This is a genomic window from Metasolibacillus sp. FSL H7-0170 (genome assembly GCF_038593115.1).
GTDB lineage: Bacteria > Bacillota > Bacilli > Bacillales_A > Planococcaceae > Metasolibacillus > Metasolibacillus fluoroglycofenilyticus.
On record NZ_CP151964.1, the window covers coordinates 897,572 to 910,429 of the forward strand.

The 12,858-nt window shown below is 37.7% G+C and carries 13 protein-coding genes; 5 read left to right on the forward strand and 8 right to left on the reverse strand.

All coding sequences use genetic code 11. The features are described from left to right. The 5 genes from pstC to MHH70_RS04295 form a co-directional block, all read right to left on the reverse strand. Positions 1-942, reverse strand: a complete 942-nt coding sequence (pstC, locus tag MHH70_RS04275; RefSeq protein WP_066163816.1) for a phosphate ABC transporter permease subunit PstC — start codon at positions 940-942, stop codon at positions 1-3. Positions 943-1,017: 75 nt separating this feature from the next. Then, positions 1,018-2,007, reverse strand: a complete 990-nt coding sequence (locus MHH70_RS04280) for a PstS family phosphate ABC transporter substrate-binding protein (protein WP_066163819.1) — start codon at positions 2,005-2,007, stop codon at positions 1,018-1,020. 440 nt (positions 2,008-2,447) lie between these two features. Then, a complete protein-coding gene (locus tag MHH70_RS04285; RefSeq protein WP_066163824.1) occupies positions 2,448-2,861 on the reverse strand; it encodes a hypothetical protein in 414 nt (137 codons plus the stop codon). 169 nt (positions 2,862-3,030) lie between these two features. Next, the gene (locus MHH70_RS04290; protein ID WP_342472651.1) at positions 3,031-5,247 is read right to left on the reverse strand and encodes a penicillin-binding protein 2; all 2,217 of its coding nucleotides are present in this window, start codon (positions 5,245-5,247) and stop codon (positions 3,031-3,033) included. Between the two features lie 196 nt (positions 5,248-5,443). Continuing rightward, positions 5,444-5,839 (reverse strand): VOC family protein, encoded by a 396-nt coding sequence (locus MHH70_RS04295; RefSeq protein ID WP_342472652.1) that lies wholly within the window; start codon positions 5,837-5,839, stop codon positions 5,444-5,446. Positions 5,840-5,959: 120 nt separating this feature from the next. On the opposite strand from MHH70_RS04295, the gene MHH70_RS04300 reads away from it, so the two are divergent. After that, on the forward strand, positions 5,960-7,012 hold the full coding sequence (locus tag MHH70_RS04300) for a hypothetical protein (RefSeq protein WP_342472653.1): 1,053 nt from the start codon (positions 5,960-5,962) through the stop codon (positions 7,010-7,012). A 193-nt stretch (positions 7,013-7,205) separates the two neighbouring features. On the opposite strand, the gene MHH70_RS04305 is transcribed toward MHH70_RS04300, so the two are convergent. Both MHH70_RS04305 and MHH70_RS04310 read right to left on the reverse strand, forming a co-directional pair. Continuing rightward, complete coding sequence (locus MHH70_RS04305) at positions 7,206-7,811, reverse strand: superoxide dismutase (RefSeq protein ID WP_066163841.1); 606 nt, start codon at positions 7,809-7,811, stop codon at positions 7,206-7,208. A gap of 113 nt (positions 7,812-7,924) precedes the next feature. After that, on the reverse strand, positions 7,925-8,401 hold the full coding sequence (locus MHH70_RS04310) for a DUF456 domain-containing protein (RefSeq protein WP_342472654.1): 477 nt from the start codon (positions 8,399-8,401) through the stop codon (positions 7,925-7,927). A 337-nt stretch (positions 8,402-8,738) separates the two neighbouring features. Between MHH70_RS04310 and MHH70_RS04315 the strand changes: the two genes are divergently transcribed. Continuing rightward, positions 8,739-9,251 carry a DUF1189 family protein gene (locus MHH70_RS04315; protein WP_066163851.1) on the forward strand — a complete coding sequence of 171 codons (513 nt, stop codon included), beginning with the start codon at positions 8,739-8,741 and terminating at the stop codon, positions 9,249-9,251. A 326-nt stretch (positions 9,252-9,577) separates the two neighbouring features. On the opposite strand, the gene glsA is transcribed toward MHH70_RS04315, so the two are convergent. Then, entirely contained in the window at positions 9,578-10,513 is a 936-nt protein-coding gene (gene glsA / locus MHH70_RS04320) for a glutaminase A (protein WP_342472655.1), read from the reverse strand. A gap of 103 nt (positions 10,514-10,616) precedes the next feature. On the opposite strand from glsA, the gene MHH70_RS04325 reads away from it, so the two are divergent. The 3 genes from MHH70_RS04325 to MHH70_RS04335 all read left to right on the forward strand — a co-directional run bounded on the left by MHH70_RS04325 (position 10,617) and on the right by MHH70_RS04335 (position 12,844). Further along, complete coding sequence (locus tag MHH70_RS04325; RefSeq protein WP_107942521.1) at positions 10,617-10,946, forward strand: hypothetical protein; 330 nt, start codon at positions 10,617-10,619, stop codon at positions 10,944-10,946. A gap of 203 nt (positions 10,947-11,149) precedes the next feature. Beyond that, the gene (gene ispG / locus MHH70_RS04330) at positions 11,150-12,256 is read left to right on the forward strand and encodes a flavodoxin-dependent (E)-4-hydroxy-3-methylbut-2-enyl-diphosphate synthase (RefSeq protein ID WP_066163865.1); all 1,107 of its coding nucleotides are present in this window, start codon (positions 11,150-11,152) and stop codon (positions 12,254-12,256) included. Between the two features lie 15 nt (positions 12,257-12,271). Beyond that, positions 12,272-12,844, forward strand: coding sequence for a hypothetical protein (locus MHH70_RS04335; RefSeq protein WP_066163869.1), 573 nt, complete (start codon positions 12,272-12,274; stop codon positions 12,842-12,844). The last annotated feature ends 14 nt before the right edge of the window (positions 12,845-12,858 follow it).

Below are 12,858 nucleotides of genomic sequence, written 5' to 3' on the forward strand. Positions count from 1 at the left end.
TTAATACTCCTCTCTGAAGCGTTTTGAAATATATTGTGCAAGCAGGTTCATAATCAGTGTGAAAATAAATAATGTGAAGCCTACTGCATAAATAGAATAATAAATTGTTGTACCATAGCCAGCATCACCTGTTGATACTTGTACGATGTATGCTGTCATTGTTTGAATTGAATCTGTTACCGCAAAATCAAATTTAGGTGTTGACCCACCTGCCAGCGATACAATCATCGTTTCACCGATAGCACGTGAAATCGCTAAAACGATAGAGGCAATAATCCCCGATAATGCGGCTGGTAAGACTACCTTAATCGCTACCTCAAATTTTGTTGCACCAAGTCCAAGTGCACCTTCACGAATAGAGTTCGGTACAGAGCTCATCGCATCCTCTGACAGTGATGCAATCATCGGCAAAACCATAATCCCTACAACAATCCCCGGGCTAAGCGCATTGAATATTTTCAGCGATGGTATCAATTGCTGTAAAAGCGGTGTGACAAATGTCAATGCAAAGAATCCATAGACAATTGTTGGAACACCAGCAAGTACTTCTAAAATTGGCTTAATAATACGGCGCGTTTTATCAGATGCATATTCACTTAAATAAATCGCCGCACCAAGACCAAATGGTACTGCTACTAATACAGCGATGCCAGTAACCTTTAATGTCCCAAAAACAAGTGGTAATATGCCATATAAAGGCTCTTTCCCTGAGAATGGAAGCCATTCTGTACCGAATAAATAATCAGTTATTGATACTCTCTGAAAAAACTCAAACGTTTCAAAAATAAGTGTAAAAACAATACCAAAAGTCGTTAGTACAGATAATGCTGCCGCTACTAAAAGCAATATAGGCATTGTTTTTTCTACTAGTTTTTTACCCTTTCTTTCACGGGATTTTGCAATCATTTGTTGTACGGATTGCTCACTTGCTTTTCCGGTCATTTGTCGATAAACTCCTTTCCGTTTAAGGAAAGAATGTGTGCTTTACGCACACATTCTTAAATGTTGCTTGATGCATTATTTTTTTAATGCTTCTAAAGCAGCTAAGCCTTTTGTATACTCTTCAGCCGGTAAGCGTACATAGCCTGTTTCTTCAGCCATATCGCCAGCATTTTCTAATGTAAAGCGTAAGAAATCATAAGCTGCTTCGTTAGTTGCCATTGCTTCATTTTTCACATAAACAAATAATGGACGAGATAATGGTGAATATTCTCCTGATTCAATTGTGTCGCTGTTTGGCTCTACACCATTTACAGAAACAGCGTGTAATTTACCTTCATTCGCAATATAGTATGAGTAACCAAAGAATGCGATGGCATTTTTATCTGCAATAACACCTTGTACTAATACGTTGTCATCTTCAGATAAAGTAGCTGATTTCACTAAATCTTCACCGTCTAAAATTACTTCATCAAAATAATCGTAAGTACCTGAATCTGTTCCTGGTGCGTAGAAGACTACCTCTTCAGCTGGCCAAGATGGGTCAATATCAGACCATTTTTTCGTTGTACCGTCTTCAATCCATAATTGCTTTAGTTGGTCAACTGTTAAGTCTTTCGCCCATGTATTTTCAGGGTGAATAACAACAGATAATCCGTCATATGCTACAGCAAGCTCTGTATATTCAATACCTGCTTCTGCTAATTTCTCTACTTCTGTATCTTTAATCGGACGAGAAGCATTCGAGAAGTCTGTCTCTCCATTAATGAATTTTTCAAAACCTCCACCAGTACCAGAAACCCCTACAGATACTTGAACTTTCCCTTGTACTGCAGCGTACTCCTCAACAAGTGCCTCAGTAATCGGTGCAACTGTTGATGAACCATCACCAACAACCGTTCCTGTTAATTGTGCGTCACCAGCTTCTGCGTTTTGTGCTCCACCAGTTTCTACATTTTCTGCATTATCAGTGTTTGGTGTTGATTCAGAATCATCTCCGCCACATGCTGCTAATAATAATGCTGCACTTAATACTGCTGCCTTGCCTGCGTACTTCCATTTACTCATTTGTCTAGTCCTCCAATAACTTTCGTAGTCAGTTGTTGTTACATTCATTACTATAAAGACTTTTTGTTGAGTGAATTTAAATACAATGTTAAGGCTGTGTAAAGTAGTGTAGAAGTTTTGTAAATAGAAAAAGACTCCTCTATACAAAATATCTTGTATAGTAGAGCCCTTCGCTTGTTATAGCAACCTTATAGTCAATTACGCTGAAATGTAATTGCGTTCAGCGGGTGTCTGAACACCTGTTGAAAGAAGTTAGATTTCTATAATTACTTGAAAATAGATAATCAATCATCATCTAAAAGAACTGATTTCATTTTATTTATATACACTAGTAAATGAAGTCTATAATTGTCTTTTATTTAATGTAAAAGTTTCCTCAAGAAAGATGAGAACAACGTCCTTACTATTATAGAAGCTTTTTCACCAAGTTAAAATGCCTCCTATAATACTTTTTTCACTTCTTTAATATGTGTTAATAAGACATCTCGCGTTTCTATCTTCTCTGGCTGTTTTTTAGTTTTTGGCTGTGTAATATCTAGCTTAATTGTGTTAGCGTCTTTCGGGTTACTGTAGCCATTAAATGAAGCATTATAAATAACTTCGCCTGTTTTAAGTGTAACAGTTGCTTTTTTTGCATCAATTAAATTTTTCAAAAATGGATATGTTGTTAAATTGCGTTTACGTGCAGCAACAGCTAAACGTGGCTCTAAAAATAAAAAGAGCCCTTCTAATACAACAACATAAGCAACTGTCGTACCAATTAATATAGCAGGTCCTACATTTAAGCGTGCCATCATAAATGCATTGCTTATCGCCCCTAAAAACACAATAATGTGATATAAAATTTTTCGCATAGTAAAATCCTTTCTTCTTTTAATTAAGCAGTAGTTTATATCCGATTTTCGGCAATGTTTAATATAGAAAATAGCTATTTAAAATACTCTGTTATGTACTGATTAATTAACTATGGGGCCACCCAAAAAGGATTTTCTTTTTTGAGTAGCCCCTTATGCTATTATAACGCTATTCTGTTGCTGTTTTCTGCTCCTCATCTTCATCAAGACGCTCTTCAGAAAATGGCGCAAGAATTTTTTGTGTTGCTGAGCTTTCTTTTATTCCATTTTGCTCATATTTTTTTTGTAGTTCAAAGTAGTAATCTGCGATTTCACGTGCGATTTCATTATTTTGCGTTAAATACACACTGAAATCTGTCGTTACCCACGGAATGACAACCGCATATGCGATTTGTGGGTTATCGTATGGCGCAAAGCCAACATGTGTTAAAGTCGTTGTATTCGTCCCAAATTTATCACGCTGCGGTCCATAATATACTACCTCTGCCGTACCAGTTTTACCTGCTGCCGTATATGGCGCATCATGGAATGATCTATATGCAGTCCCTTGGGAACCAACATAAACTTGTCGCAAACCTTTTTTCACTTGCTCGATTTCAGCATCTGTATTCGAAATACGGTTTAAAATTGTTGGCTCTACTTCCTGAACGAGTGCGCCTAATGTTTCCCCGTCTGTAGAAGGTTTACGAATCTCCTTTAACATACGAGGCTGTACGCGGTAGCCACCATTGGCAACTGTCGAAATATATTGTGCTAACTGCAATGGTGTATACGTATCAAATTGTCCGATAGCTAAGTCTAAAATTTTACCCGGCGTATCCATTATCCCTTGATAACCAGCAAATTCTCCCGGTAAATCGATGCCAGTTGGCACACCTAAACCGAATTGCGAGTAGCCATTGCGCATTCTTTGTAATGTATCATCACGCAAGTTAAGTCCCATATTATACGTATAGCTTTTTCCACCAATTGCCATTGCAATTTTAAACATATACGAGTTCGATGAGCGCTCTAATGCTTTAAGCTCATTCATTGCAATACGGCTGCCACGGTTAAAAATGGAGCTTTTCGGGTCTGTGTTTAATAGCTTAATCGGTTCATCTATCATTGTCGTATTTAAGCTCAACACATTTTCTGAATAGCCGGTTAATACAGTTGCAGCCTTTATGCTAGAGCCTGCCTCGTAGGCAGTTGTAAATGCACCGTATGAATAATCAATAATGTAGCTTTCACCTGTTTCAGGGTCCTTTTCGATTTTTTTACCTACAACGGATAAAAGCTCTCCCGTATTCGGGTCCATCATTACAAAAAATGCACGGTCTAATAGACTTGAAGAGCCTAGCGACTTTAACTCAAGCAGTTTTTCCTCAACAATGCGCTCCGCCTCTGCCTGTAGTTCCATATCAAGCGTTGTAATTAAGTCTTTTCCCGGCTCACCAGCATATGTCGTTTGAATTTCAACAACTTGCCCTTTTTTATTCGTCATATTTTTAACGACGGATTTTTCACCCTGCAATATTTCCTCATATTGCGCTTCAAAATAACTTTCACCAACGCGATCATTGCGTGAATAATCACGAGCTAAATAAAAATCAAGCTTATTTTTGGGTATCCCTTTGCTCGGTACAGTTGTTCGACCTAAAAGTGCAAGCGGCGATAACCTAACACGCTTCCAATCTGTCGTTGTATTGACGCCTGGTAAATCAGCTAAACGCTCCGAAACACGAGCAAATTCATCGTCTGTTACGCCTTCACTTTTAATAATTTGCGGTGATAAATTGTAGCCTGATGCCATTTCTCTATAAATAGCAAGCACCTCTAAATCAAAATCTGTCAGCTGTGCTAATTCTTCATCAGTGATACGCTCACGAATACGGCGATCCATTTCTGCATTCACCTGCTTCTCATCAAGCGTTTCATCAGAAGCACGATACGCATCCATTTCTTCCTTTGTTACTTTAGCTAACGCATCTTCATTTTTTAGTAAAATCCAAAAATCCTGCTTATCACGGTAAGTAACACGTTTTGTCGGCTGTTCTATTAATTTTGCTAGTTCAATCGCTACCTCAAGCATATCTTTTTGTTTTGTCGTTTGCATTTTTGTATATGTAATCGCATTTTCTGGCTGATTATCTACTAAAATTCGACCGTAACGATCGTAAATGCGTCCACGTGGTACACTCGTATTTACTCGCACTTCCTCTTTGCGTTCAAGTTCCATCACATATTCCTCGCCCTTAACAATTTGCAAATAACCTAATCGAAAAATAAGTGCTGAGAACAGAATAAAAATTGAAAAGAAAAGGACATTCATTCGAAATGTAAGATTAGCTCGTTGCTTTGCTTTAGGATTTTGATTATTTTTTGTCTTTTGTACTTTTCGCATCTGAAATGCCTCCCCTCCTTTACTCCATAAGATTTAGTATACCATCTGTATACGCTAGAAAAAAGAGAATTACCGCTATTTTGTGACGCTAACAATAAGAAAAAGTTGCAACTCATTCCTTTTCGCATTAGATGTTAGCTAGACGACAAAGAAGCTGCCTGAAAAGTAATAACTTTTCAGGCAGCTTCATCAAGTTCTATTTCGCATTTTCATCGGTTTGATGAATACCGAATATATTGCCTTCTGTATCCTTGTAATATCCTTGCCATGCCATACCCGGAAGCGCATGCTTCGCCTTCGCTACTTTACCGCCATTTGCTAAGATTTTGGATTCAGTTGCATCATAATCCGCTACAATCATTGTGCTTATATAACCATTTGCTGGTTGATTCTCTTCTGGCTCTGCGCCTTGACGCTGCATTAATGCGCCGTTAATGCCGGGTTCTTCCTCACTTCCAGTCACTGCACCAAAATAGGGCATCCCTGCATAATCGCTCCAGTCTTGAAACGTCCAGCCAAACACTTCCCCATAAAATGATTTTGCTCTTTCCATCTCGCTAACATGAATTTCAAAATGAATTAATCTCCCCATACTCCATCCCCTTTTCCTGTCAGTTTTTTCTTACTATACATGTTGATTGATTAATTGTAAACATTATAGAGGCAACAAGCGGTATAATGATAGAAGCATTGGAGATGGAGTGATTTCAAATTGAATAAAAACAACTTTGTAAATGTAGTAGGTTACCAATTAGAAAAAGTACATACAGGCGTGATTAAATGGATAATGGATTCCCAAAATAATTCTGTTTCACTCGATAATAAATACGCTGTCTTAAAAAAATTATTTGCATTTTGCGGCAAATCAATAACATTTAATAAACAGGATATCGAATCTATTATTTGCACACCTGAATTTTCTTTTGGGCGTAAAAGAAAAATTGATTTGGTTATCAAAGTGAATTTATTTTCTGGTCAATCGAAATACATTGTTATCGAAATGAAAGTCGATTCAATTCCTTATGATAAACAACTTGATGGCACATTCCAAGATTTTGTGAGCACAATTAATAGCGATAAGGACACATGTTTTATGTTATTTCTTTTCGGGTCTTCACAAGTATGCACAGTACCACCAAATAAGAACTTTTTCGTTTGCCGAATTAAGGAGATTATTCACTTTTTCAATCATTTGCAAATACAAAATACAATATATTTCGATTGGATTGAATCTCTAATTGAAGAAAAAGCACGATTAGAAAAAATAAGTGAATTCCTACTTGCAACAGATAATCTTTGGGATACAAATTATTGGTTAGAAAATGGATATAGAATCTGGTTCTCGCTATTTTATTATCTTTATAATCAACTCAAGATGGAGTCGAATATGCCTGAGGAATGGGAGATTTACAGTGGTAGTAATAACCCTGTAATGAATTGGACGCCCGGTTGGAAATCGATTGTCTATAACGATAAGCCACTTTCACTTTATTGGGAATTCAATTATGAAGAACTCGTACTAAAAGTAAAAGTCGATAATACAAACCCAATACCGAGAGAGGCTTTAGCTGATTTTAGAACGAAGATAGCAACCATTTGCGAAATTTCTCCTATTAAAACGGGGAAGAAAACAAAAAATACATACGGCATATACAATTCTCTCTATAAGTGGCATTTTAACTTCAAAGAGCAAACATTTCATGAAATCATGTCAAATACCGAAGATATTTTAAAGAAAATACACCCGCAATTACATTCTCTATAATTTTTTCATACTGTTTGTGGTTTTAAAGGCATGTAAACCTTGCTATACCGATATGTTAGGGAAAATAAAAGAGAATCAGGGAAACATACGAATTGTATGTTTCTGATTCTCTTTTGATTTTTAATTTCATTTATCTTCCTACGCTAGTACCAACTCTTTTACAGAGGGGGATTTAGTATTGAAAAGATAACGATTATTTTGCCGCTTGGAATTTAGCTTCTACGACATCCCAGTTTACTACGTTCCAGAATGCACCGATGTAGTCTGGACGGCGGTTTTGGTAGTTTAAGTAGTATGCATGCTCCCAAACGTCTAAGCCTAAAATAGGCGTTTTGCCTTCCATTACAGGTGAATCTTGGTTAGGTGTAGATGTTACAGCAACGCCATCTCCATCAACGATTAACCAAGCCCAACCTGAGCCGAAACGAGTTGTAGCTGCTTTTGCAAACTCTTCCTTGAACGCATCGAATGAACCAAACTTTGCGTCAATTGCAGCTGCTACTTCACCAACTGGTGTATTTGAACCGCCTGGTGCGATTACTTCCCAGAATAATGTGTGGTTAGCATGTCCACCACCGTTGTTGCGTACAGCCGTTTGTTTGTCAGCTGGAAGTGCATCTAAATTTGCAATTAATTCGTTTACATCTTTACCTGCAAATTCAGTACCCTCTAATGCAGCGTTTACATTCGTAATGTACGTTTGATGATGCTTTGAATGGTGGATTTCCATTGTACGCGCATCAATATGTGGTTCTAATGCATCATATGCGTAAGGTAATTTTGGTAATTCGTAAGCCATTATAAATTCCTCCTCAAGTTGAAAAATCATCCTTCATGTATAAGGTTATCAAAATTGGTACAGTCCTTCAATGAAAAAAACTTAAGAACAAATATTTCGGTCTTTTGACGGAACTAAATCGCAAAAACAAAAATAATAATCATAATTGCTTGAATTGTACCTTTTGCTGCGACGGACGTTAAAAAACCTATAACTGAGCCAACACCCGTACGAACTGCCTGCTTCAATGTCGTTCTCTCAACAACTATTTCACCAATGACTGCCCCTAAAAATGGACCGATTAAAATACCTGCAAAGGGAATTACAAATGGCCCTATAAGCAATCCAATTGTGCTTCCCCACATCCCTGCTTTTGAGCCCCCAAATTTTTTAACGCTGATTAAATTGGCAATCGTATCAGCTGCAAATAATAAAGCGACAAACAGCACTTCAATTACCCAGAACCACCACGGCAAGGAGAATGTGTAAAACACGCCATAAACAATAAAGCCTGCCGCAATAAATAAAACAGATGGAATAATTGGATAAACAAGCCCAATAAAACTAGTGATGAAACATGCAATTATTAATACCCATGCGATTATATCCATGAATTCAACTCCTTATCATTATTTATCCCGCATTAACGGGCAGTAAGACGCCCACTTCAAGACTTAAGTGAAAATACACAAAGGATAAGTAGGAGATCAACAGCCCGTAAAAGCCCGATTGAGGCCAACACGATGTTGGTCACACAAGCATTTTCGCAGGATGCGAAGATCTTAGTTTGTGTTCCTCTATCAACAATCAGTGGAGGATGAGGAAAACCTCCACTGATTGAAGTTTCACTTTATCTACGTCTATATTGATTGAATGGTTTCAAGATGGCGCTTTCTATTTTCCTGTTATACTTTTCATGATACACTGACTGTTGGAGGAGAGTATAAAATGAAATTAAAACATTCACAGCTTTTTCTTGCAAGCTTGTACGAGCCGAAAAAGCTTGCTGCCTATAGAATTATGCCGATTGGAAAAGTGATTCAATACGTTTTTTTGCTCATTACAGCAATGACTGCTTTTTCACTAGGAAAGTTTTTTAATACCGAGGTGGAACAAATTTTCTCTTATAAAGAGATAGAGGAGTTTGCCAGTGATTTAAAGTGGCTCGTTTACATAATTTCAATTGTTTTTTTATTCGTTATGAACACGCTTATTTTATTTGCTAAAATTAGCATTTATGCTTATGCAGGAAAACTATTTTTAAAGCCGTTGAAACGGCGCGGTGAGTATCGACAAGTATGGCGCACAGCCGCCTTTGCCATTACATGGGAAGTAATTTTATCCATCGTTTTAAGCTTCTTCGTCATCCCTTCAGTTATCTCGATGTTATTATTTATTGTTGTGACGATGACAATGCTGTTAATGGCAATAACGAAATACCCGAAAATGCCTCGAGTGTAATGAGTGTTAAAGACAACGAAAACGAGATTTTTTTCAAATTCAAAAAACTGCTTGATTCACTATTTGCAACCTTTTAATAAATGATTTCCCTTTATAATGCGGCTGAAACATAAACGCCACGGGACTGTCTGAAAAGTCCCTTTTATCTTGTCAAAGCATTGAATTAAAGCTTCTCTTTTATCGAAGGTAAAAATCGTTGAAGCCCGTGTTTATCATAGCTTTAAAGGAGGCCCTCTCTATTTCTATAAGTGAATATTTTTGTGAAAGATAATCGCTACTGTCCCAAAAGCCGGCTATGCACGGCTTTTGGGACAGCCTCGCCACCACTAAAAAATACTTAAATGATAATGCTTTGATAGTTCCTCTAAAAACCTCATACCAGCTACGCTATTTCCTACAGCATCAATTGCTGGGCCAAAAATCCCGATACCAATCGTCCCCTGTAATTGTTCAATTTGCGCATCCATTGCAACACATAAAATGCCACCAGAAACACCGCTTTTTGCTGGTAAGCCAACAAATGCTGCAAATTTGCCAGATGCATTGTACATACCGCAAGTAAGCATAAGTGCTTTCGCGATTTTAGCGATTTTAACATCAAAAATTTGCTGCTTTAATAGCGGGTGATAACCATCGTTTGCAATAACTAAGGCAATCATTGCGAGCTGCTTTACATTAATCAATAAAGCGCATTGCCTTAAATAGGCTTCTAAAGCCATTTCTACATCGCCCTGCAAATAGCCGTTTGCCTTTAAATAATAGGCAATCGCTCGGTTACGGTAGGCTGTTTCCCATTCAGAAGTAAAGACTTCTTCACTCACCTCACATCGTTCATTCGTAATTTTTTGGATAAAGCTTTGCAAATTGCTCACTTTTTCCTCTACCTGCTCACCCGGAAGCATCGATGAAATTGTAATAGCGCCCGCATTAATCATTGGATTAAAGGGTTTGCCTGGCTGATGACTTTCTAGGCGAATAATTGAATTGAAAGGATCGCCTGTTGGCTCCACATCAACATATTTTAGGACTTGTTCAATACCGTATGTTTCACAAACAAAAATAAAGCTAATGACCTTTGAAATGCTCTGTAAAGTAAAAAAATGCTCATAATCTCCTTCTTGAAATGCTCTACCATTCCCATCAATTAATGAAACCGCTAATAGCTTTGGGTCAACATTACTTAATGCTGGTATATATGTAGCAACATGCCCTTCTTTATAAAATGGCTGTGCATCATGAAGAAATTGCTGTAATTGTTGCATCTCTTATTTCCCTCCAAAAATTAATAAATGTCGATTGTCAAGAATAGAATACACCAATTAGACATGAAATAGTATCGCTACTCTATTTTTTAGGAGGTTTACTATGCGTTATATTATTTTTACAATATTATTTTTTATTATTGCGACAGTCGTCAAAATAGATTTACAGGAAGGGACACTGCCCCTTGCTTCCTTTTATGCTCAAGAAGATTGCGAGGAACAAATCGACTACGAATGGCATAATGTTATCGTTCGAGTACAGCATCGCGATACGATTTACAGCTTATTTGCAGCAACTCCTTCTGATGCTCCATCACCTGAACGCCTTGCTGAATTTTATAAGGCAAACCCACATTTACAACAGCAATCGCTTGTTCCGGGTGAGTTGATAAAATTACCAATTCGCAAACAAAAGGAAAATAAATGTCTTTAAAGCGCTCTCTTTCTGAAACGCCGTAGTTAATTCTTGTCCTTGCTTATTTTCACTGCTAAAATAGTGACTGTGAGAGTATTTTTTCGAGCATTCGTTTTGTCATGCAACTACAAATCATTATGTTGCGTCATATTACGAAAACTTGAAGGCAATTGCACAATCGTGCAATTGATTTTTGTAAGCCCAAAAAGGAGAGAATTTATATGAGTGAAATCGTTCACCGTTCCAATACACGCCCCGTACGCGTAGGAAACTTAACAATTGGTGGCAGCAATGAATTATTCATCCAAAGCATGTGTACAACAAAAACACATGATGTGGAGGCAACTGTAGCAGAAATTTTACGTTTAGAGGAAGCAGGCTGCCAAATCGTACGTGTTGCTGTACCAGATGAACGTGCGGCGGATGCAATCGCAGAAATTAAAAAGCGCATCCATATTCCACTTGTTGCAGATATTCATTTCGACTATAAGCTCGCATTGAAGGCAATTGAAAATGGTATAGATAAAGTACGTATTAATCCAGGTAATATCGGTCGTCGTGAAAAAGTAGAGGCGGTTGTAAATGCAGCAAAAGCAAAAAATATTCCTATTCGTATCGGTGTAAATGCTGGTTCATTGGAGCGCCATATTTTAGAAAAATACGGCTATCCTACAGCAGATGGGATGGTTGAATCTGCACTACATCATATTAAAATTTTAGAAGACTTAGATTTCCACGATATTATCGTATCGATGAAAGCATCTGACGTAAACCTTGCAATCGAGGCATATGAAAAAGCAGCAAAAGCATTCGATTACCCATTACATTTAGGGATTACAGAATCGGGTACATTATTTGCAGGTACTGTAAAATCAGCGGCTGGTCTTGGTGCTATTTTATCAAGAGGTATTGGTAACACATTGCGTATTTCCTTATCTGCTGACCCAGTAGAGGAAGTAAAAGTAGCACGTGAGCTATTAAAATCATTTGGTCTTGCTTCTAATATGGCGACACTTATTTCATGTCCAACATGTGGACGCATTGAAATTGATTTAATATCCATCGCTAATGAAGTGGAGGAATATATTTCCACGCTAAATGTTCCATTAAAGGTTGCAGTGCTTGGCTGCGCAGTAAATGGTCCGGGTGAAGCGCGTGAGGCTGATATCGGTATCGCAGGTGCCCGCGGTGAAGGCTTGCTATTTATGAAAGGCAAAACAGTCCGCAAAGTTCCTGAAGAGACGATGGTTGAGGAATTGAAAAAAGAAATCGATAAGCTTGCTGCCGAAATGGCAGAAAAACGAGCAGCGGAAGAAGCTCGTGCTTAATAAGGCGTGATGACAATGACAAAAAAAACGAGATTCGGCATTGATATTGATGGCACTGTTACTTGTCCAGCAACGTTAATTCCACATATTAATAAACAATACAATGTTCATATTACGCTTGACGATGTCGTAGAATATGATTTTTTAAGTGCATTCCCGCATCCTGTCGACCGGGATGAATTTGCCCATTGGTTTGCGACAAATGAGCCTCAGCTTTATGCAGCGAGCGAGCTTGCAGACAATGCTAAATCCATTTTAAATGACTGGAAAAATCGCTACGAGCTATTTTACATTTCTGCACGTGGTGAAAACGTTCTTGATATAACAAAAAATTGGTTTCATACACATGCCATTCCATATGACCATATCGAATTGATTGGCAGCCACGATAAGTTGTCTACAGCGAAGCAACATGGTGTCGATGTATTTTTCGAGGATAAGCATGACAATGCTGTGATGCTTGCAGAAGAATTAGACATTCCCGTTATTCTATTCGATACACCTTATAATAGGCTTGCAATCCCTAACAAAGTGATTCGTGTTAACAATTGGATTGAAGCAAACGATTGGATTCGTAGAAATTTTTAATGACCTAAAAAGGG